This window comes from Devosia enhydra, from assembly GCF_900119845.1.
Classification (GTDB): Bacteria; Pseudomonadota; Alphaproteobacteria; order Rhizobiales; family Devosiaceae; genus FPKU01.
The window spans coordinates 718394-739160 of the sequence record NZ_FPKU01000001.1; the positions used below are offsets into that span (position 1 = coordinate 718394).

Below are 20767 nucleotides of genomic sequence, written 5' to 3' on the forward strand. Positions count from 1 at the left end.
CCGCGCGCGTGACCCCGTGTCCGCCCGCGAGGAATTCCATGACGTCCGGCCCGCAGCTCAGGCTCTACAATACGCTTACCCGATCCAAGGATGTCTTTACCCCGATCGATCCGGGCAATGTGCGCATGTATGTGTGCGGGCCCACGGTTTACGACTATGCCCATATCGGCAATGCCCGCCCGGCCATCGTCTTCGACCTGCTGTTCCGGGTGCTGCGGCATGTCTATGGCGCCGACCACGTCACCTATGTCCGCAACATCACCGACGTGGACGACAAGATCAACGCGCGGGCGGCGCGTGATTTTCCCGAGCTGCCGTTGAACGAGGCGATCCGCCGGCTGACCGAGACCACGGCCGCGCAATATCAGAAGGACGTGACGGCGCTGGGCTGCCTTGCGCCCACCGTCCAGCCCCGCGCCACCGAATTCGTGCTGCCTCGCGCCGATGGCAAGGCGGACATGACGACCCTGATTCAAAATCTCATCGAACGCGGCCATGCCTATGCCGCCAATGGAGAAATCCTGTTCGATACCGCCTCGATGCCCGACTATGGCAGGCTCTCGCAGCGCCGCCTCGAGGACCAGCAGGCCGGCGCGCGCATTGCCGTCGATGCCCACAAGAAGAACCCGGAAGATTTCGTGCTCTGGAAGGCCTCGTCCGCCGGCGAGCCCGGCTGGCCCGCCCACTTCCATCTCCCCGATGGTGAGGTGACGATCACCGGCCGGCCGGGGTGGCATATCGAGTGCTCGGCCATGTCGGCGGCCTATCTGGGCGAAGTTTTCGATATCCATGGCGGTGGGCTCGACCTCATCTTCCCCCACCACGAAAACGAGATCGCCCAGAGCCGCTGCGCCCATGGCACCGATGTCATGGCCAATGTGTGGATGCACAACGGCTTCCTCCAGGTGGAGGGCAAAAAGATGTCGAAGTCCGAAGGCAACTTCATCACCATCCACGAACTGCTCGAGACCGAGAAATTCGGCGGCCGCAAATGGCCCGGCGAAGTGCTTCGCCTGGCTATGCTGATGACCCATTATCGCGAGCCCATAGATTTCACTGTACGGCGATTGCAGGAGGCGGAAGCAAAACTGGTGTCTTGGTACGAGGCATTAGTGCAGGCCGATCCAGTTGCGGACTTTCGCTCTGCCGCAGGCCAATATTCCGGAGATCTATATAATGACCTCCCCGAATTCGTAGACGCTCTCCTGGACGATATAAATTGCTCTCGTACGGTCACTGCAATTGATGGGCTGAGAAAGAAGCTTAGCAAAGAAAGCGCGCCTTTATTCGCTTATGCGATCAACTTAATGGGCGTCGACCTCGAAAGCTTTGACACATGGTATCGCGATCGAATGGCGAGCGTACCCGAGGAACAGGAAATTCAGACGCTCGTTGATCAACGCACGGCTTTTATCCTGATGGGTCAGTGGTCGGATGCAGATGAAATTCGCGCACGTCTCCTGACATGGGGTGTCGTACTGCGAGATGAGAAGGATCCCGTCACCGGCGAGCGCCGGACCAAATGGGAGCTGAAGCGATGATCGACCACACCGGCATTCACGTCACCGACTATGCCAAGGCCAAGACCTTCTACGACGCCATCTTCGGCGCCATGGGCGGCGGCATGCTGATGGAAGTGCCCGAGCAGTATACCGGCGGCTGGAAGGTCGTGGGCTATGGCCGCGAGCAGCCCGTGTTCTGGCTGAGCGAGGCCAAGGATGCCGGTCCCGGCCGGCACACCGCATTCGCGGCCCGCAATCGCGCCGAAGTCGATGCGTTTTACGCCGCGGCCATGGCCGCCGGCGGCAAGGATAATGGCGGGCCCGGCATCCGCGCCGATTACCACCCCAATTATTACGCCGCCTTCGTCATCGACCCGGATGGAAACAACATAGAAGCGGTGTGTCATGCCCCGGAATGAGACCCTGACGGGCGGCTGCCAGTGCGGCGCCGTCCGGTTCGCCACCAAGCTCGTCGGCCGTGGCTCCATCTGCCACTGCCGCATGTGCCAGAAGGCCTTTGGCGGCTTTTTCGGCCCGCTGGTCACCACCCATGACGGGCACTGGACACGCGGAGAACCAAAGTGGTTTCAAAGCTCCAACGCCGCGCGCCGCGCCTTTTGCGGGGAGTGCGGCACCCCGCTCGCCTATGAGACGCGCTTCGGGCTCGAACTCGCCATAGGCGCCTTCGACGATCCCGAGGCGGTGGCCCCGCAGATCCAGGTCAACCCTGCCGACAAGCTTGGCTTTTTCGATCATCTGGCGCAATTGCCGGTGCGTGACGATGCCGGCCCCGAATGGCGCGACTTCATGGCCGGCATCCACTCCAACCAGCACCCCGACCATGACACGGCCGACTGGCCGGCAAAGAACCGCGAGTAGACGCTTATGGATCGCGAACGCCTCTATATCTTCGACACCACTCTGCGCGACGGTGCGCAGACGGCCGGCATCGAGTTCTCTGTAGAGGACAAGATTTCGATCGTCCGGCTGCTCGAGGATCTGGGCGTCGATTACATCGAGGGGGGCTATCCCGGCGCCAATGTCGTCGATGATGCGTTCTTTTCGCAAAAGCGTACCCGGCGCGCGACCTTTACCGCCTTCGGCATGACCAAGCGGGCAGGGCGCTCGGCCGCCAATGATCCCGGCCTGCAGGCCGTGATCGGTTCGGCCGCCTCTGCCACCTGTCTCGTCGCCAAGGCCTGGGACCATCAGATCACCACTGCCCTGGGCATCGGCATCGACGAAAACCTGCGCAACATGGCCGATTCCGTCGCCGCGTCCGTCGCATCGGGCAAGGAGACGATGATCGATTGCGAGCATTTCTTCGATGGCTGGAAGAGCAACCGCGATTATGCCCTGCGCTTCGTGAAGACGGCCATCGATGCCGGGGCCCGCTGGGTGGTGCTGTGCGACACCAACGGCGGGACCATGCCCAGCGAGATCGCCGATATCGTCAGGGATGTGCAGACCGTGGCACCGGGCGACCGGCTCGGCATCCATGCCCATGACGATACCGGGCAGGCCGTGGCCAACACGCTGTCGGCGGTTCTGGCCGGCGTTCGCCAGATCCAGGGAACGCTCAATGGCATCGGCGAGCGCTGCGGCAACGCCAATCTCGTGACCCTTATTCCCACCCTGATGCTGAAGCCGGTGTTTGCCGAGCGCTTCGCCCTGGGGCTGAGCGAAGCGCAGCTGGCCGACATCACCCGCATCTCGCGCGCCTTCGATGACCGGATCAATCGCGGCTCGGCGCGGCAGGCGCCCTATGTCGGGGCTTCGGCCTTCGCGACCAAGGCGGGCATCCACGCCTCGGCCATCGCCAAGGATGTTTCGTCCTACGAGCACGTGCCGCCCGAGACGGTGGGCAACGAGCGCAACATCATGGTGTCGCAGCAGGCGGGCAAGTCGAACCTGCTGACGGCGCTGTCGCGCCACGGCATCGCCATCGAGAAGGACGACAGCCGCCTCGACAAGCTGCTCCGGACTGTCAAGGAGCGGGAATCGCGCGGCTATTCCTATGATGGCGCCGATGCGAGCTTCGTCGTCCTCGCCCGCAAGGTGCTGGGCACGCTGCCCGATTTCTTCACCGTCGAGAGCTACCGCGCCAGCGTCGAGCGGCGGCACAATGCCCGTGGCGAGCTCATCACCATGACCGAGGCGGTGGTGAAGATCCGCGTCGGCGACGACCTGCTGATGTCGGTGGCCGAAGGCAACGGCCCGGTCAACGCGCTCGATCTGGCGATGCGCAAGGATTTGGGGCGCTATTCAGAGCATATCGAGGATCTCGAGCTCGTCGACTTCAAGGTGCGGATCCTCAACGGCGGCACGGGCGCGGTCACCCGTGTACTGGTCGAAAGCCGCGATGGCACGGGCGAGAGCTGGTACACGATGGGGGTATCGCCCAACCTCATCGATGCGTCTTTCGAAGCTCTTTATGAATCGCTAACCTACAAACTGCTGAAGGTTGGAGCGCAACCGCTCCGGCCGTGAGTCGCGGGGCAGGCCGGTATGGGCCGTTGGGCCCGCGCATGGCTTGGGCAGGAGGGTCCCATGGCCAGGGATGATCGCAGGCGCATGATCCTCGTCTCCGTGGCCGGCGCCGCGGTGACCGTGCTCGTCGTCGTCTCGCTCACCATCGGGCCGACGCTGATCGGGTGCCTTGCCAATCGCAAGGGTTGGGCGGCGTGCCTGCGCCAGCAGAGCGTGGAACGCGGCCTCTTGCCACCCGGCGTGCCCGCCACCACGCCCGCCGCCGCCGATGTCACCCAAGGCCCCTCGCGTCTCGAAACCGGGCAGTCCGCGCTTCAGGAGCCTGTCGCCGCGCCGACGCTTCTGGTGCGGGCAGCTGGGCAGGCGGCCGGCTGGGTGCGTCCTTCCGGGCAGGGCGCGGCACAGGGCGCCACGGCGCTCCGTCCCCTCATCGGCATCGCCGAGGGCGCTGTGCGATCGGCCGGGGACCAACCGCCAAGGCTGCGCGAGATTTTCCGCGGCGCGGCCCTTCTGCGCCCACCCCTGGCCTCCGCCCAACCCGTTGGCAAATGGGCCGGCAATCGGCGCGAGATCGCGATGGCCGATGCGCGGGCGCCGCTGATGTTCGTCCCGCCGCTGGCCGAGGCCCGGGTCACAGGTCGCGCGGTCGCCGACACGCGCCTCAAACCCGACATGCTCCGCGCCGCCGCACGCCTTGCGCCGCCTCTGGGCGATGCGCAAGTCGAAGGGCGGTTGCGGCTTGCCGCCATTTCTGAAGCAGACGTCCGCAGCACCGCTACCGGCGCGGCCCGGCTCGTGCTGCCGAGGCTAAGGCAGGCGGAGGCCCTGGGGACGCCGCGCAGCGACTGGCGCCTCCATGTCGCCACCTCACGGGCCGCAGGCGCTGCGACCGTTCCGCCGCCGCTCGTCGCTCTGGGCACGGCACTCGGCGGCAGCGAACCTCAGATCGCGCCACAGCGCATCCGCGTGGCCTCGCGCCTCGTCTGGCCCATGCCCGAAACTGCAACGGGGCGCGCGCTGACGGGTCAGCGTCACGAACAGGCCGCCGGGCTCGCGATGGGCCTCGCGCAGATCGCGCCCGTCACGCCGCCCGCCACCGGATCGGTCAGTGCAACGAGCGCGCCTCCGCCGGCCGACCGCGCCGCCGAGACCCCCGCCATACCCCAGATGCCGCCGCCGCCGCTGCCGCCCCCGGTGCGCACGCCGTCCGAGGCGCCTCAGCCGCCCGCAGGCGCGCCATCACCTCGCGTCCAGCTCTCGCAGGCGCAGGGCACCCCACCCGCGCCCGTCCCCGCCGAACGCCGCAGCCCGTCCGCTGCACTGCCGGAGACGCAGCGGCGGATCGCAGCCGACTACGACGTGGTGCGTGGCGATACGCTCTGGGGCATTTCCCGTCGCGCCTATGGTGCCGGCCGGCATTTCCGCGTCATCTTCGAAGCCAATCGCGCAGTGATCGCCGATCCCGACCTGATTTTCCCCGGCCAGAGGCTCGCGATCCCCGAGACGGCCGGGCGCTGAGCCCGGCGCGCACTTGTCTGGCAGGGGCCCTCGCACTATATCGGTGTTCGACGATTAAAGAGGGTCCCATGCAGGACGAAGATCTGGCCGGCGTGATGCGGGCCCTCGGCCACCCGGTGCGGCTGTCCATCATGCGCATGCTCGCGGCGCAGCGGCAGAACCCCTGCTGCTGCACCGATGTGACGCAGTCGTTGCCCCTGGCGCAATCGACGGTCTCCCAGCACATCAAGGTGCTGCTCGATGCCGGGCTGATCGAGCGGCAGGCGCGCGGCACGCGCAATTGCTACACCCTGCGCATCGAGCGGCTGGCCGCAGTCAACCAGGCCTGTGGCGGGCTCTTTTCCGGCCTGTGCAAGCCCACGGCAACGCCTCACCTCGCAAACGAACTCGCCTGATGGTCCAGCAGAACGGGCCGGCCGGGAAGCCCAAGGTTTCCGGTGACGAGGGCGCGCTCCTCTCCACGGTGCGCAATCTGTGGACCTATATGTGGCCCGACAACCGGCCCGATCTGCGCCTGCGAGTCATGCTCGCCATCGCGGCGCTGCTGGTCTCCAAGGTCGCGATCACGCTCGTGCCCTTCGCCTACAAGGGCATTGTCGATTCGCTCGATGGCGCGGCGCCCGATGGCCCCTTGGTCATGGGGCTGGCCGTGCCCATCGTGCTCGTCATCGCCTATGGGCTGGCGAACGTCTTTGATGCCGGCTTTCAGCAATTGCGCGACGTGCTGTTCGCCAGCGTCGGCCAGCATGCGGTGCGGCGACTCGCCAACGAGACTTTCGAGCACATGCACCGGCTCTCGCTGCGCTTCCACCTGGCGCGGCGGACGGGCGGGCTGTCGCGCGTCATCGAGCGCGGCACCAAGGGCATCGAGACCGTGGTGCGCTTCACCATGCTCAACACCGCCCCGACGCTGGTGGAGTTCATCATCGTCGGCATCATCTTTGCCGTGATGTTCGGGATCTCCTATCTCGGCGTGCTGGTGGTGACGGTCTGGGCCTATCTCTATTTCACCATCAAGGCCTCGAACTGGCGTATTTCCATCCGTCGCGACATGAACATGAGCGACACGGACGCCAACTCCAAGGCCATCGACAGCCTGCTCAATTTCGAGACGGTGAAGTATTTCGCCAACGAGAAGATGGAGGCGCGCCGCTTCGACGAAGCGATGGCCGGCTATGAACGCTCGGCCATCCGCATCTGGACCTCGCTCGGCGTGCTCAATTTCGGGCAGGCGGCCATCTTCTACACCGGGCTGATCGTCATCAGCATCATGTCGGTGAATGGCGTCATGAGTGGCGCGCTGACGCTGGGCGATTTCGTTCTGCTCAACACCTTCCTCATGCAGGTCTACCGCCCGCTCAACTTCATCGGCTTCGTCTATCGCGAAATCCGGCAGGGGCTGACGGACATCGAGGAGATGTTCAAGCTCCTCGACCAGAAGCCCGAGATCGAGGATCGCCCCGGCGCCAAGCCGCTCGCGGTCACCGGGCCGGTCATCCGCTTCAACGATGTGCATTTCGCCTATGATGCCGAACGGCCGATCCTCAAGGGCGTGTCCTTCGAGATCCCCGCCGGCCATACCGTAGCCGTGGTGGGTCCTTCGGGGGCCGGAAAGTCGACGCTGTCGCGGCTGCTCTACCGCTTCTACGACGTCGGTTCGGGCGCCATTACCATCGACGGGCAGGATCTGCGCGACGTGACGCAGGAGAGCCTGCGCGCCAGGATCGGCATGGTGCCGCAGGATACGGTGCTCTTTAACGACTCCATCGCCTACAACATCCGCTACGGCCGGCCCGACGCCAATGACGAGGAGGTGCGCCGCGCCGCCGACATGGCGCAGATCGGCCCCTTCATCGCCACGCTGCCCAAGGGCTATGACAGCCAGGTGGGCGAACGCGGCCTCAAGCTCTCGGGTGGCGAAAAGCAGCGCGTCGCCATCGCGCGCACCATCCTCAAGGCCCCGCCGATCCTCATTCTCGATGAGGCGACCTCGGCGCTCGACACCAAGACCGAGCAGGATATCCAGTCGGCGCTCGACGTGGTGTCGGCCAACCGCACGACGCTCGTGATCGCCCACCGGCTCTCGACGGTGGTCAACGCCAACGAGATCATCGTGCTCAAGGATGGCCAGATCGCCGAGCGCGGCACGCATTTCGATCTCCTCGGCCGGCAGGGGCTTTACGCCCAGATGTGGAGCCGGCAGCGCGAAGCGACCGAGGCCGAGGAGCGGGCCCGGCGCGTGGCGGCCGATGCCGAGGGACTGCTGGGGCCGGCGCGCACCAGCGTCTAGCCTCGCGGGTATCCAACCGAGGGCGAAACGCGCTAGGAACTGCCGCAGCCCCTTGCGGCGCCGCGTCCCGATTGAGGGTCGCGTGCACCGCATCGAGGCGCCCCAGCGGACGACCTGCCGATAATGCTGCGCGTAAACCTGATCGCCAACTTCCTGGGCCAGGGCTGGTCGGCCCTGATGCAGCTCGCCTTCGTGCCGGTCTACATCCAGTTCCTCGGCATCGAGGCCTATGGGCTCGTGGGTTTTTTCACCGTGCTGCACCTGATGGTGGCGCTGCTCGATGGCGGCATCCTCGCCACCGTCAATCGCACCATGGCGCGTTTCACCGGCGGGCAGGGTACCGCCGAGGAGGTGCGCGACCTGCTGCGCAGCGCCGAGTTCGTTCTGGCCGGTTTCTGCACGCTTGCCGCCATCGTCATCGCTCTGGCCTCGGGCTTTATCGCCGGCGGATGGTTGCAGCCCGGCAGCCTCTCCCATCAAAGCGTGCAGCTTTCGGTGATGCTGATGGGCGTCGTCGTGGCCCTGCGGGTCATGGAGGGGATCTATCGCGCCTCCATCATCGGCCTGCAGCGGCAGGTGCGGTTCAACGTCGTCTATGCCTTTATCGTCACCCTCCGCAATGGCGGAGCGGCACTCGTCGTGGCGCTGATCTCGCCGACCATCGAGGCGTTCTTCATCTTCCAGGTGATCGCGGGCATCGTCAGCATCGCCGTGCTCTTCGGCTTTGCCGTCGGCGCCCTGCCCAAGGCCACGCGGCGGGGGCGGTTCTCCTGGCCGGTGCTAAAGGCCGCCGCGCCCTTTGCCTTCGGCGTGTTCCTGATCAGCGGCACCTACATGCTCTATTCGCAGGCCGACAAGCTGCTGCTGCCGCGCCTCGTCGGGCTTGCCGATTATGGCCATTACGCGCTGGCTTCGCTCGCGACCATGGCGCTGATCCTCGTCTCCGGACCCCTGTCGATTTCGGTCATTCCCCGCATGAACCAACTGGTGGCGCGCAGCGACATGGTCAATCTGCGCTACACCTTCCACCTCGTGTCGCAGCTCAAATGCGCGCTCTTGGGAACCGCTGCTTTGGTGCTTGCCGCCTTTGCCCAGCCCGCTCTAACCCTCTGGACGGGGCAGGCGGATGTGGCCGCCGCAACCGCGCCCATCCTCACTATCCTCGTTATCGGGCAGCTCGTTCACAGCTTTACCGGCATGCCCAACCAGTTGCGCGTGAGCTTTGGCGAGACGCGACTCAACCGGCGCGTGAACATGCTGGGGCTGGTGCTGATCGTGCCCGGCGTGGTGCTCGGCGCGACCGTCGCCGGCGTCACGGGCGCCGCCATCGCCGCGGCGCTCACCAGCTGCGCCATGTTTCTCGTGGTGGCTCGTTTCGGCTTCGATGACAGCCTGCCCGACCTGCGCCGGCAATATCTGCGCGACGATATCGTGCTGCCGCTGGCGGCGGCCGGAGCGGTCACGCTGGCCTGGCGCTGGGCGCTGCCCGATGATCTGATGCAAGGGTGGCCGGCGCTGCCGCTGTTCGCGCTCGTTTCAGCCACCACGCTCGTCGCCGCGCTCGCCGCCGCCCCTGCCTGCCGTCAGGCAGCGGCACAGGAAATCAGCCGGCTGCGGAAGCGCGCGGGGCGTTGAGATCGTCCTCACCCGCCGCCTTGGGCAGCGGAAAGACCACGTCGTAGCCCCAGTTGAAGACAAAGGCATAGACCATGTAGAAGCCGGCAAAGGCCAGGTCCATGATCAGCGCCTGCCACAGGCTAATGCCCAGATACCACGCCATGAACGGCAGCAGCATGGTCAGCAGCCCCAGCTCGAACAGCACGGCATGGCCGATGCGAATCGGCACCGTCTTGACCACGCTGCCCCTCAGCCGGCGCATGGCATGGTCGAAGCCCAGGTTGTAGACATAGTTCCACCCCATCGCGACCGTGGCGGCGACGAGGCTGACGATGCCGACATCATGCAGGGGCATATGGAAGACGAGCGCCCCGAGCGGGGTGACGAGCGCGAGCCCGAGCACCTCGAAGCACAAAGCGTGGCGGATACGATCGCGTGTGGTGCGCATGGGCGCCTCCTTCAACTGCCGGGTCGTCCCGACTGCCTTGCCCTGATGGGGGAGGTCGTCCTCGCAGATCCTGCGTCCCGCAGGAGGATTGGCGCGCCCAAGGGGAATCGAACCCCTGTTCCCGCCGTGAGAGGGCGGTGTCCTGACCGCTAGACGATGGGCGCGGTCTTAGTCAGATCGTCCTCATCATGACGAAAGTCAATCCTGAGGAAGTGCGTGGCGCGCCCTAGGGGAATCGAACCCCTCTCTCCACCGTGAAAGGGTGGCGTCCTAACCGATAGACGAAGGGCGCTAACGCGAGGCACCGTATAGGCGGCGAAGCTGCTGAGCGCAAGAGACTTTCTTCGCTTTTCTCCACCCTCAGCAGCTGAAAGTGACGGGCGTCTTCCGGCCACGCGGGCGCTCGCGCACATCCACATGGATGAAGGGGTGGTTGTAGTAGCAGCCCAGCCCGCCAACGCCGCTGTGCCGCATGCCATAGGCGATCAGCTTCTCCTTGGGCACGCCGGGAATGTAGAAATCGGCCGCCATGCACTTCATGTGATAGGAGGCGTCGGCCCCACCGACCTTGCCGTTGTAGAACGGGTCGCGATAGCCCGAATTCATCACGACCTTCTTGCCGAAATGGCCCTCGAAATCCCAGATCACGAATCGCAGGGCAGGGGTCAGGCAGATGGCGTTGACATTGTCGTGCGCAATGAACGTGCCCAGCGAGCGATCGAGCCCCCTGTAACCGCTGCCATTGCTCGAGGCGAAAAAGGCCAGCGGTGCGCAGCCCGCCACGAGCCCCGTCATCAGCAGGGCGCCTATCAGTTTCTTCATCGTCGCTTCCCCGGTTCGCAGAACTGGCGAACCCCGGCCGTCGCGACGTGACGCACCACCCTGCCAGAGCGCAGCGCTGCCCGCTGCGAAATGACTGGCGGCGCCGCGGCGACCAGGATGGGGGGAAGCTAGACCGGCTTGGCTAAGCCGGCCCTAAGAGGCGTGGTTAAGCGGCTCTTACCACTTACCGGTATTGGGCATCGAGGCCCAGGGCTCGGCAGGCGCCAGCGGCTTGCCCTTCTGCAGCAGCTCCACCGAAATCTCGTCGGGCGAGCGCACGAAGGCCATGTTGCCGTCGCGCGGCGGACGATTGATGGTGATGCCCATTGCCTGCAGATGCGCGCAGGTGGCGTAGATATCGTCGACTTCATAGGCGAGATGGCCGAAATTGCGCCCGCCGCTATAGGTTTCCGGGTCCCAGTTATAGGTCAATTCCACCTGCGCGTCGGGCTGGCCTTCCGGGGCAAGGAAGATCAGCGTGTAGCGTCCCTTCTCGTTCTCGGAGCGGCGGATTTCCTTGAGCCCGAGGCCTTCGCAGTAAAAGCGCAGGCTGGCATCGACATCGGTGACGCGCACCATGGTGTGAAGATATTTCATCGCATCGGCCTTCTTGAGGTTAGAAGATGAGCAGGGGCTGTTTCCCTAGCGCCACAGCGGGGCCTCGACAACAGCCGAGCAGCCAACAACAGCTCTTCAGACCCTTCCATCGCGTCCGAAAGATGGTAATCACTGCTTAACTTTTGGCAGTGAATCGGCCAGACTGTGGCAGGTTTGTGGAGTACTCCGTCGTTCGGCGGATCGGGTGTGAGGGCGCGACATGGGAGTGAAATCCTCCGCAGATGCCGATGCGGCGGTGCCGCAGGCGCGTGGCATGGCGGATGAGCGCTCCCCCTCAGGCCCGGGTGGCGACATGGACGTGGTTGAAATCGTCGGTGCCATCAAATGGTTCGACGTCGCCAAGGGCTTTGGCTTCATCGTGCCCGATGATGGGCGCCCCGATGTGCTTTTGCACGTGACCTGCCTCCGCCGCGACGGCTTCCAGACTGCCTATGAGGGCGCGCGCGTCGTCTGCGAAGCCATGGCGCGGCCCGGCGGCCTCCAGGCCTTCCGCATTCTCTCGATGGACGAATCGACGGCGCGCCATCCCTCGCAGATGCCTGCGGCGCGCACCCATGTGACGGTCGAGCCCGAAAGCGCGCTCGAGCGGCTCGAGGTCAAGTGGTTCAACCGCATCAAGGGCTTCGGCTTCCTTACCAAGGGCGAAGGCTATCCCGATATCTTCGTCCACATGGAAACCCTGCGCCGCTTCGGGCTGACCGAGTTGCGGCCGGGACAATTCGTGCTCGTTCGCTACGGCAATGGGCCCAAGGGCCTCATGGTTGCCGAAATCCGCCCCGATGGTTGGGGAGAGGCGCCGGCGTCCCACTGACCGGGCCTGCCCAGGATAAAGCCGATGCGCCCAGATTTCACCACCACCCTGCGCCGCCCCTTCGCCCGCCTCATGGCGATCGTGCTGTTCACGATGGCCCTCGCCGCGTGCAGCGCCGCCGAGGACAAGGTGACGATCACGACGGCCGCCGGCGCTTCGCACAGCTTCACCGTGGAACTGGTCGATACCGATGAAAGTCGGGCCCGCGGGCTCATGTATCGCACCGAGCTTGCGCCCGATGCAGGCATGCTCTTCGACTTCATCGACGAGCGGCCGGTGAGCTTCTGGATGATGAACACCTTCATCCCGCTCGACATGATCTTCGTGGCGAGCGACGGCACCATCCGCAACATCCACGCCAATGCCGTGCCGCAGGACCGCACGTCGATTCCCTCGGATGGGCCGGTGCGCTTCGTGCTCGAAATTCCCGGCGGCCGTGCTGCGGAACTTGGCATCAGCGCCGGCGACCGCATGGCGCATCCGCGTATCGGCAGCGATTCATGACGCTGGCGGCCGGCGCCGCGCTCCTCGCATCACTGCTGCTGATCGGCCTGGCCGGTTTCCATGCCGCCCTCGCCATGGGCGCGCCCTGGGGCGCCTATGCCTGGGGCGGGCAGCACAAGGGCGCGCTGCCGCAGCGGCTGCAATGGGGCAGCGCGGCCTCCGTGCCCGTCGTTCTGGGCATGGCGGTGGTGCTGCTGATCCGCACCGGGCTCTTGCACCCGCAGCTCTCGGCGGCCATGGAATGGGCAGTCTGGGCGATCTTCCTTTATCTCGTGCTCAACGCGGTCGCCAACTGGCGCTCCGAGAGTGAGCAGGAGCGCCGCGTGATGGGCCCGCTGGCAACCGGGCTTGCGCTACTGGTCGCAATCGTCGCCTTCAACACCTGATCTGACGCGCTGGGAGTGCCTCGGCACGCTGCCAGTCCTTGCTGTGCCGCATGCCTGCGGCGATCCGGCATCGCCCTTCGCCGCGCGGACCGCTCAAGCCCCAAAAGCAAACCGGCCGGAGCGTGAGCCCCGGCCGGTTCGATATCCAATGATCGCGCCGGAAAACCGGCGATGATCTTAGAAGTGGAAGTTCACGCCAGCACGGATCGCGTGCGAGGTGAGCGCGATGGTCGGGTTGATCCCGCCGGTGTCGTACACGGCATCGCCGTAATCGCTGTAGCGATACTCGAGGTTGAGCGAGACGTTGTCGGCAACGGCCACGTCGACACCGGCACCGATGGTCCAGCCGATGTGGGTCTGGCTGTCTTCTTCGGGCAGGTTGTTCGAACGGGTGCCGCCGGCGACGGCGAGACCGCCGGTGATGTATGGCATGAAGTTGCCGCCATCGAAGCCGAGCTTGGCGCGGAGCGAGCCTTCCCAGTCGATCGTCTGAACGGTGTCGAAGGTGGTGATATCGCCCGAGGCATTGGACCAGGAGATGTCAGCGACCACGCCGCCAACGACTGCGTCGGACAGGTAGAAGTTGGCACCGACCTGCGCACCGAGCAGCCAGCCCGACGGCGAAATGTCGTTCGTGCCCGGGCCCGAAGTGTGGTCGGCTTCGGCCGAGATGTAGCCGACATGCACGCCGACATACGGGCCTTCCCACAGGCCGCTGACCATCGGGGCAGCAACCACGGGCGGGGCGGGGACGTAGAGATCGGCGGCCTGGGCGGCGGCCGGAGCAGCCACGACGGCGGCTGCCAGCATCAGAGTCTTGGTAAAGCGCATTAAGGCCTCCTCGGCTATTAACGTCAGGGCACAATCTTCCAACGATCCTTAAAAGGCAATTTCCAAACATCCTTAACGCCCCATTTTCGCGCCATTTCAGCCGGCTTTGCCCTTTGGTGTTGCAGATTGGTCATGATTTAGGCGGTTCGGGCTTGCCCGCCGCCCCATTTTAGGCAGGTCGAACCCGACTCACTGCACTAGCACGGCATGGCGGCAGCCAAAGCCATGCACCCGCACATCAGCCTCCCCGAGGCTCAGCCCCGTGACGTCGAAGGCGGCATTGAGGATGCCATCCACGAGCGGCGCGACGGGCGCCAGAGCCAGTCGCACGGCGCTCTCATAGGCCGGTCGCAGCAGCCCGTTGAGCAGATTGAGCCCCAGAAGGGTTACCTCCACATCGAGATCCTCGAGCAGGCTCGCCGTCAGCGATTGCGCGGCGGTGCGGGTCGAGGCCGTGCGGATGGTGCCGGCCGGCACGTCGGCGGCCGTGAAGGCGAGGTTGGTCCAGCTCTCCGATTGCGCCGCCACATCGGCACTGCCGGTGATGCGCACCGCGTTCACCACCGAAACCAGTTGTGCGGCGCTCACCGAAGGTGGCGATGCCATGGCCGTGAGCGCCGCATCGCCGACCTCGCCGATTTGCGCCCGCGCTATGCCCGGGCGGGCCGCGATCACCGCTGTGGCGCCCTGTGGCCGGCCCGGCGGGCAGGAGAGGTCGGTGAGCCGCGCCTCGGCCGAGGCGGCCTCGAGATAGATCGGCAGGCGGATGCCCGTGCCCTGCAACAGCCCCGTTCCGGCGACAGTCACGAGCAGCCGCAGGCGCAATTGCGCCGTCCGCACGATTGTGCCCTCGCGCCCCACGCCGAACCAGCCGCTGCCTTGCGGCGGCTCGCCCACAACGATGGCGAGGCTGGTGCCGAGCAGCCCCGGCACCTGGAGCGAGACGCCGAGGCTCGCCTGATTGCGGCCATTAGCGAGCGATGCGGCGGCCCCGAGCAGTTCGATGACCCCGATTCGGGCATCGAGCCCGGCAGTCTCGGTGCCGATGCCGAGCGCGCCGAGCAGCCCGAGACCGAAGAGGCGATTGCCGCGCAGCCGCAATCCGGCGCCCACGGCGCCCGCGATATTTGTGGTCGCCGCGCCGGCTTCGCTGTTACGGCCGAGCACGGCGGCGGCGGCGGAAACGAGGTCGGAGAGCGCGAACTCGCTCGCGAGCAACTGGTCATAGGTGCCGGCCGAAAGCGACAGGCGGCCAGCCAGCGCGTCGAGCAGGTCGGCAACGGCGATGTCGGCGCCCAGGAGCCGATCATAGCCCATCACACCGGCCGAGGCCGAAATGCCGAGAAGCCCGTTGAGAAGCGTATTGGCCACGCCGCCCTCGAGGCTGGCAAGGCGCGATCCGACCGAAAACGCCGCTCGCGCCGAGGCCGCGGCGGTGGCGCTGACCGCGATATCGGGCGGACCGAACAGGCTGCGATAGAAATAGAGCGAGCCGGGGCGCCGCAGCGTCACGCGCACCGCATCGGGCGAAGCGCTCCCCGCCACAAAGCGCTGATGGGCCGCAAGCGCATCGGTGCCGCTATAGGCCCCGGTTTCGACCCCGACGCGCACGCCCAGCGCCGCCATCTCTGCAAGGCTGCGCCCGGCATCGAGCTGGCGCGCATCGACCAGCGCCAGCCGCGTCCGCTCTGCGGCATTGGCAGGGTCGCCGGCCGCATGGATCGCCGCCAGATCCACCGCTGCCTGCATGGCGCGGCGTTCATGGTGCAGCATCGCCTCATCGACCATCAGCGCCGCGGTGCCGATGATGACGGGCAGGGTGATGGAAAACAGCAGCGCGAAATTGCCGCCCTCGTCGCGGCAGAACCGCTTCAGCAGCTGACGCAGGCCCATGGCTCATGCGCCGCCATTGCGGATGGTGGCGCGGTGGCGGATGGCCTTGCCCGGGCCGGGCAGGGGCACGCCGAGGTTCCAGATCGGCAGCGCCGACGCATCATAGGTCAGCGTAACGAGGAACTGGTTGGCCTCGCTTGCCGAAGGCCCTGCCTCCACCCCCACCGCACCCAGCCCGAGCAGCGGATAGACCGCCGCGTTCCGATCGATGAAGCCGGTGGCAAGGTTGATGCGCTCGGCATCCGACAGGCCGGCCACGGAGGCGCGGGCGGCATCGGCGGCCAGCTGTTGCAGCGAGTGCGAGGCTGCAAGATAAAGCCCATAGGCGAGGCTGCCCATCACGAGAAACAGGAAGACGGGCAGGATGAGCGCGAATTCGACGGCCGATGCACCGCGCGCGCAGGTGCGAAAGTGCCGTTTCTCCCCAACAACAGCCATCTTGGTCATCTCCGGTGAGTGCGCCGGCAATCATGGACCGAGCTCGCCCAGAGACGGTTATTGCGGCTCTGCTCAGAGTACTGATGGGAGGCTCGCCACTACTTACGGAGAGAGCGCAGCATCGGCGCAGTGCGGAGACATCGACTGCGTCGGACGAAATGGATGAACCGGCAAGGGCTTGCGGCGCTCCCACCACAGGCCGCACCCTCACATCGCGGCCAACACCGGTGGAGGCAGCCGCCGATACGGCGCAAAACCCGCGTTAACCATCGCTGAGAGGAGTGAGAAAGCGTGGCGACCCCGGCGTGACTCGAACACGCAACCACTCGCTTAGAAGGCGAGTGCTCTATCCGGTTGAGCTACGGGGCCTCTCGCGCCGAGCTTCCTGCCCCAGAGCGCGCGCGCGCGCAAGGGAAATCCGGCCGCGCCACGCTGCGCTTGCCCGCTGCGTGGCTTCGTGGCAAAGCCGATGGCGGATGCCAGCAGGGGAGAGCTGCATGAACGGGGTGAGGGCGAAAGCCGGCCGGATCGTCATGGCGCTGGGCGCGCTCGGTCTTTGCACCTTTGCCACGACGGCGCAGGAGGCGACGGTGCAACTGGCGCGGGGCGCCTCATCGCCCTCGCTCGCTGCGCTTGAAACCAGCCTTGCCGCGGCCGGGCTGGGCTTTGGCGAAACGCTGGTTGCCGGCGATGCCGAAGCACAGCGCGCCGGGCTGCTCGATCTCGCCCTCGCGAGCGCGCCGCCCATGGTGCTGGTCATGCCCTTTGATCGCACCAGCCGCGATCTGGCGCAGGTCGGCGCCTTGGCCGATCTCCGGCCCGCTCTGGCGCTCGAGGATGTCTCGGCGCTCATCGATCCGGCCTGCGTGGTCGAGGGGCGGCTCGCCTGCATCCCCATCGGCTCGGGAAGCGATTGCGGCCCGGCCGGTCCGATCGCGGTCGTCTTTCCGGCCAGCGATGACCAGCGCGTCGTTGCGCTGCAATGGCAGACGGCGCTCACACTTTTCGATGCCGAGATTGCCGGTGCCCTGGGCACGGGCGGTTTCTGCACCCAGCCAGCACGGGAAGGCTGACCATGAAGACGATCAAGGGGCCGGGCATCTTTCTGGCCCAGTTCGCGGGCGACAGCGCGCCATTCGACAGTTTCGATGCCATCTGCGGCTGGGCCGCCGGGCTTGGCTACAAGGGCGTGCAGGTGCCAACCTGGGTCTCCTCGCTGATCGATCTCCGGCTGGCCGCCGAGAGCCGCACCTATTGCGACGAGCTGGCCGGCACCGCCGCGCGCCACGGGCTCGTCATCACCGAGCTTTCCACCCATCTCCAGGGCCAGCTGGTGGCCGCCCATCCGGCCTATGATGCGATGCTCGATGGCTTCGCGCCAAAGGCGCTGCACGGCAAGCCGGCGGAGCGGCAGCGCTGGGCCGTCGACCAGCTGCATCTCGCGGCCAAGGCCTCGCGCAATCTGGGGCTGTCGGCGCATGCCACCTTCTCGGGAGCGCTGGCCTGGCCGTACCTCTATCCCTTCCCGCAGCGGCCGGCCGGGCTGATCGAGGAGGCCTTCGACGAGCTCGCTCGGCGTTGGCATCCGATCCTCGATGCCTTCGAGCAAGAGGGCATCGATCTCTGCTACGAAATCCATCCCGGCGAAGACCTACATGACGGGGTGAGCTACGAGATGTTCCTCGAGCGCGTCAACAATCACGCCCGCGCCAATCTGCTCTATGATCCCAGCCACTTCGTGCTGCAGCAGCTCGACTATCTCGCCTATATCGACATCTATCACCCGCGCATAAAGATGTTTCACGTCAAGGATGCCGAGTTCAACCCCACGGGCCGGCAGGGCGTCTATGGCGGTTATCAGAGCTGGGTCGATCGGGCAGGGCGCTTCCGCTCGCTCGGCGATGGGCAGGTGGATTTCGGCGCGGTCTTTTCCAAGCTGACCCAATATGATTTCCCCGGCTGGGCCGTGCTCGAATGGGAATGCGCCCTCAAGCATCCCGAAGATGGCGCGCGCGAAGGCGCCCAGTTCATCTCGGCCCATATCATCCGCGTCACCGAGCGCGCTTTCGACGATTTCGCGGCGGCCGGCACCGATCGCGCCGCCAACCGCCGGCTGCTGGGCCTGGGCGAGGAGAGCTGAACATGGCTGAGACCGGAGCACGCAAGATCAGGCTCGGGATGGTGGGCGGCGGCAGCGGCGCCTTCATCGGGGCCGTGCACCGCATCGTCGCGCGGATCGATGGCGATTACGATCTCGTCGCCGGCGCCTTTTCCTCCCGCGCCGAGATATCGCGCGCGAGCGGCGCCGCCATCGGGCTCGACCCGGCCCGCGTCTATGGCAGCTATGACGAGATGGCGAGGGCCGAGGCCGGCCGGCCCGACGGTATCGAGGCGGTTGCCATCGTTACGCCCAATCACCTGCATGCCGGGCCGGCACGCGCCTTTCTCGAAGCGGGCATCCACGTCATCTGCGACAAGCCGCTGACGGCGACGCTCGCGGAGGCCGAGGCGCTGGCCAAAGTCGAGCCGCGCAACGGCGCAAAGTTCCTCCTCACCCACAACTACACCGGATTTCCGCTGATCCGGCAGGCCCGCAAGATGGTAGCCGATGGGCTGCTCGGCACCCTGCGCATGGTCAATGTCGAATATGCGCAGGATTGGCTGACAAAGCCCGTCGAGAGCAAACAGGCCGAATGGCGGCTCGATCCGGCCCGCTCGGGGGCGGGCGGCGCTATCGGCGATATCGGCACGCATGCCTATAATCTCATGCGCTTCGTAGTCGGCCAGAAGCCCGAGGCATTGGCAGCCGATCTTGCCGCCCTCGTGCCGGGGCGGGTGCTCGACGACAATGTCAACATCCTCCTGCGCTTCGCGGGCGGCGCGCGCGGCATGCTCTGGGCCAGCCAGGTCGCGCCCGGCAACGAGAACGGTCTGCGGCTGCGGATATACGGCGATCGCGCCGGGCTCGACTGGAGCCAGGAAGATCCCAACCGCCTCCATTACACGCCCTTCGGCGAACCCCGGCAGATCCTGACGCGGGGCGGGCCGATGGCCGGCGTCGGCGGGGCCGCGCCTGGCACGGGCGTCCGCGTGCCCTCCGGCCACCCCGAAGGCTATCTCGAAGCCTTCGCCACCCTCTACGCCGAATTCGCCGCCGTGATCCGTGGCGACACCGAACCCGCCGACCGCCTGCCCTCGCTCGCCGACGGCCTCGAAGGCGTCCGCTTCATCGACACCGCCGTCAGATCCAGCCAGTCCGACAGCCGCTGGCTGCCGCTCTGAACCTTCTTTCTCCCCTCGAGTAGAAGGCGCCCCCTTTGCCTTCTCCCCTGAGGGGAGAACGTGGCCCGAAGGGCCGGATGAGGGGTTCAGATTATGGGCTTAGCCGAGACCCCGAACCCCTCTCCCCGGCGGGGACAGGGGGCGATAGGGCCGAGAGCGGGGCGTAAGCCAATAGTGGCACGAGGGTGCCCCCTTTGCCTTCTCCCCTCGAGGGGAGAAGTTGGCCCGCAGGGCCGGATGAGGGGTTCAGATTATGCGCTCAAGCCGAGAAGCTGAACCCCTCACCCCAGCCCTCTCCCCTCAGGGGAGAGCGAGCCCACTCCCCACCTCCAGCACGATCTTTCCGATATGCCGGCTCGTCTCCATCCGCGCATGCGCATCGGCCGCCTTCGCGAGCGGAAACACGCTGTCGACCACCGGCTTGAACCGGCCATCGGCAACCCACGGCCACACCCGGTCGCGCACCGCCGCGACGATCGCGGTCTTTTCCGCATCGGGGCGGCTGCGGAGCGTGGAGCCGGTGATGCGCAGGCGGTTCATCATCACGCGGGCGAGATCGAGTTCGCCCATCCTTCCGCCGGAAAAGGCGATGATCGCAAGGCGGCCGCCCGGCGCCAGCGCCTTGATGTTGCCCGGCAGATAGGACCCGCCGATGATGTCGAGAATGACATCGACGCCCTTGCCGAACTCGGCCTTGATCACGCCGGCGAAGTCTTCCTCGCGGTAGTTGATCGCCCGTTCGGCCCCCAATGCCCGGGCGGCTTCAGCCTTTTCGGCCGACCCGACCGTCACGCTCACCTTCGCCCCATGCAGCCGCGCCATCTGGATGGCGGTGACCCCGATACCGCTCGTGCCGCCATGCACCAGCAGGTGCTCGCCCGGCGCAAGCGCGGCGGTGTCGAACACATTGGTCCACACCGTGGCGATGGCCTCGATCAGCGTCGCGCCTTCGACAAAGGAGAGCCGGTCGGGCAGCGGCAGCACATGCCCGGCATTGGCCGTGCAATAGCCAGCATGGCCACCCCCGGCGAGCAGCGCGACGACGCGGTCTCCGATCGCCCAGCCCGAAACGCCGTCGCCCAGCGCCGAAATCGTGCCGGAAACCTCGAGCCCCGGCAGGTCCGAGGCGCCCGCCGGTGGCGGATAGACCCCGCGCCGCTGGGCCAGATCGGCGCCGTTGAGGCCAGCCGCTGCCACCTTGATCAGCACCTCGCCCGGACCCGGTTGGGGGATCGGCCGGCGCGTCAAGGCCAGCACCTCGGGGCCGCCCTTGCCGGCGATTTCAATGGCGGGCATGTCGGTCATAGGCTGTCTCCG

21 protein-coding genes and 3 tRNA genes are annotated in these 20767 nt (G+C 66.3%); 14 read left to right on the forward strand and 10 right to left on the reverse strand.

All coding sequences use genetic code 11. The features are described from left to right. Positions 1–38 precede the first annotated feature (38 nt). The 8 genes from cysS (at position 39) to BT183_RS03585 (ending at position 9435) form a co-directional block, all read left to right on the forward strand. On the forward strand, positions 39–1541 hold the full coding sequence (gene cysS / locus BT183_RS03550; protein WP_072339079.1) for a cysteine--tRNA ligase: 1503 nt from the start codon (positions 39–41) through the stop codon (positions 1539–1541). Beyond that, on the forward strand, positions 1538–1921 hold the full coding sequence (locus BT183_RS03555; RefSeq protein WP_072339081.1) for a VOC family protein: 384 nt from the start codon (positions 1538–1540) through the stop codon (positions 1919–1921). The genes cysS and BT183_RS03555 overlap by 4 nt, the downstream gene beginning before the upstream one ends. Then, on the forward strand, positions 1908–2381 hold the full coding sequence (locus tag BT183_RS03560; RefSeq protein WP_072339083.1) for a GFA family protein: 474 nt from the start codon (positions 1908–1910) through the stop codon (positions 2379–2381). The genes BT183_RS03555 and BT183_RS03560 overlap by 14 nt, the downstream gene beginning before the upstream one ends. 6 nt (positions 2382–2387) lie before the next feature. Then, positions 2388–3992 (forward strand): citramalate synthase, encoded by a 1605-nt coding sequence (cimA, locus tag BT183_RS03565; protein ID WP_072339085.1) that lies wholly within the window; start codon positions 2388–2390, stop codon positions 3990–3992. 60 nt (positions 3993–4052) lie between these two features. Then, positions 4053–5510, forward strand: a complete 1458-nt coding sequence (locus tag BT183_RS03570) for a LysM peptidoglycan-binding domain-containing protein (RefSeq protein ID WP_143145648.1) — start codon at positions 4053–4055, stop codon at positions 5508–5510. A 68-nt stretch (positions 5511–5578) separates the two neighbouring features. Then, the gene (locus BT183_RS03575; RefSeq protein WP_072339089.1) at positions 5579–5905 is read left to right on the forward strand and encodes an ArsR/SmtB family transcription factor; all 327 of its coding nucleotides are present in this window, start codon (positions 5579–5581) and stop codon (positions 5903–5905) included. Next, a complete protein-coding gene (locus BT183_RS03580; protein ID WP_072339091.1) occupies positions 5905–7800 on the forward strand; it encodes an ABCB family ABC transporter ATP-binding protein/permease in 1896 nt (631 codons plus the stop codon). The genes BT183_RS03575 and BT183_RS03580 overlap by 1 nt, the downstream gene beginning before the upstream one ends. A 123-nt stretch (positions 7801–7923) precedes the next feature. Continuing rightward, positions 7924–9435 carry a lipopolysaccharide biosynthesis protein gene (locus BT183_RS03585; protein WP_072339093.1) on the forward strand — a complete coding sequence of 504 codons (1512 nt, stop codon included), beginning with the start codon at positions 7924–7926 and terminating at the stop codon, positions 9433–9435. Here BT183_RS03585 and BT183_RS03590 read toward each other — a convergent pair. From BT183_RS03590 to BT183_RS03610, 5 genes are all read right to left on the reverse strand, one after another. Beyond that, positions 9404–9865 (reverse strand): PACE efflux transporter, encoded by a 462-nt coding sequence (locus tag BT183_RS03590; RefSeq protein ID WP_072341467.1) that lies wholly within the window; start codon positions 9863–9865, stop codon positions 9404–9406. The two genes, BT183_RS03585 and BT183_RS03590, sit on opposite strands and share 32 nt — an antisense overlap. Before the next feature lie 89 nt (positions 9866–9954). After that, a tRNA-Glu gene (locus tag BT183_RS03595) sits at positions 9955–10029 on the reverse strand. A gap of 53 nt (positions 10030–10082) precedes the next feature. Next, positions 10083–10157: transfer RNA gene (locus BT183_RS03600), tRNA-Glu, on the reverse strand. Between the two features lie 68 nt (positions 10158–10225). Beyond that, positions 10226–10687, reverse strand: coding sequence for a YcbK family protein (locus tag BT183_RS03605; protein ID WP_072339095.1), 462 nt, complete (start codon positions 10685–10687; stop codon positions 10226–10228). 177 nt (positions 10688–10864) lie between these two features. Beyond that, a complete protein-coding gene (locus BT183_RS03610; protein ID WP_072339097.1) occupies positions 10865–11284 on the reverse strand; it encodes a VOC family protein in 420 nt (139 codons plus the stop codon). 274 nt (positions 11285–11558) lie between these two features. On the opposite strand from BT183_RS03610, the gene BT183_RS03615 reads away from it, so the two are divergent. From BT183_RS03615 to BT183_RS03625, 3 genes are read left to right on the forward strand one after another with little or no spacing between them, the layout of a single operon-like run. Further along, entirely contained in the window at positions 11559–12116 is a 558-nt protein-coding gene (locus tag BT183_RS03615; RefSeq protein WP_143145727.1) for a cold-shock protein, read from the forward strand. 24 nt (positions 12117–12140) lie between these two features. Next, the gene (locus BT183_RS03620; RefSeq protein ID WP_072339101.1) at positions 12141–12620 is read left to right on the forward strand and encodes a DUF192 domain-containing protein; all 480 of its coding nucleotides are present in this window, start codon (positions 12141–12143) and stop codon (positions 12618–12620) included. Beyond that, the gene (locus BT183_RS03625) at positions 12617–13006 is read left to right on the forward strand and encodes a hypothetical protein (protein ID WP_072339103.1); all 390 of its coding nucleotides are present in this window, start codon (positions 12617–12619) and stop codon (positions 13004–13006) included. The genes BT183_RS03620 and BT183_RS03625 overlap by 4 nt, the downstream gene beginning before the upstream one ends. Positions 13007–13183: 177 nt before the next feature. Here BT183_RS03625 and BT183_RS03630 read toward each other — a convergent pair whose 3' ends face one another. The 4 genes from BT183_RS03630 to BT183_RS03645 form a co-directional block, all read right to left on the reverse strand. Further along, complete coding sequence (locus BT183_RS03630; RefSeq protein WP_072339105.1) at positions 13184–13837, reverse strand: outer membrane protein; 654 nt, start codon at positions 13835–13837, stop codon at positions 13184–13186. A gap of 189 nt (positions 13838–14026) precedes the next feature. Continuing rightward, entirely contained in the window at positions 14027–15730 is a 1704-nt protein-coding gene (locus BT183_RS03635; RefSeq protein WP_072339107.1) for a TadG family pilus assembly protein, read from the reverse strand. 3 nt (positions 15731–15733) lie between these two features. Beyond that, positions 15734–16168 (reverse strand): TadE/TadG family type IV pilus assembly protein, encoded by a 435-nt coding sequence (locus BT183_RS03640; RefSeq protein WP_084603384.1) that lies wholly within the window; start codon positions 16166–16168, stop codon positions 15734–15736. A gap of 292 nt (positions 16169–16460) precedes the next feature. Next, positions 16461–16537 (reverse strand) — tRNA-Arg (locus tag BT183_RS03645). Between the two features lie 128 nt (positions 16538–16665). On the opposite strand from BT183_RS03645, the gene BT183_RS03650 reads away from it, so the two are divergent. Genes BT183_RS03650 through BT183_RS03660 form a run of 3 tightly spaced genes read left to right on the forward strand, consistent with a single transcriptional unit; the run spans position 16666 to position 19450 of the window. Then, positions 16666–17241: a hypothetical protein gene (locus BT183_RS03650; RefSeq protein WP_072339111.1), complete on the forward strand. Its 576-nt coding sequence runs from the start codon at positions 16666–16668 to the stop codon at positions 17239–17241. Between the two features lie 2 nt (positions 17242–17243). Next, positions 17244–18308, forward strand: coding sequence for a sugar phosphate isomerase/epimerase family protein (locus tag BT183_RS03655; RefSeq protein WP_072339113.1), 1065 nt, complete (start codon positions 17244–17246; stop codon positions 18306–18308). Positions 18309–18310: 2 nt separating this feature from the next. Continuing rightward, the gene (locus tag BT183_RS03660) at positions 18311–19450 is read left to right on the forward strand and encodes a Gfo/Idh/MocA family protein (protein ID WP_244545240.1); all 1140 of its coding nucleotides are present in this window, start codon (positions 18311–18313) and stop codon (positions 19448–19450) included. A gap of 300 nt (positions 19451–19750) precedes the next feature. Here BT183_RS03660 and BT183_RS03665 read toward each other — a convergent pair whose 3' ends face one another. Continuing rightward, positions 19751–20755: an NAD(P)H-quinone oxidoreductase gene (locus tag BT183_RS03665; protein WP_072339117.1), complete on the reverse strand. Its 1005-nt coding sequence runs from the start codon at positions 20753–20755 to the stop codon at positions 19751–19753. Positions 20756–20767 lie beyond the last annotated feature (12 nt).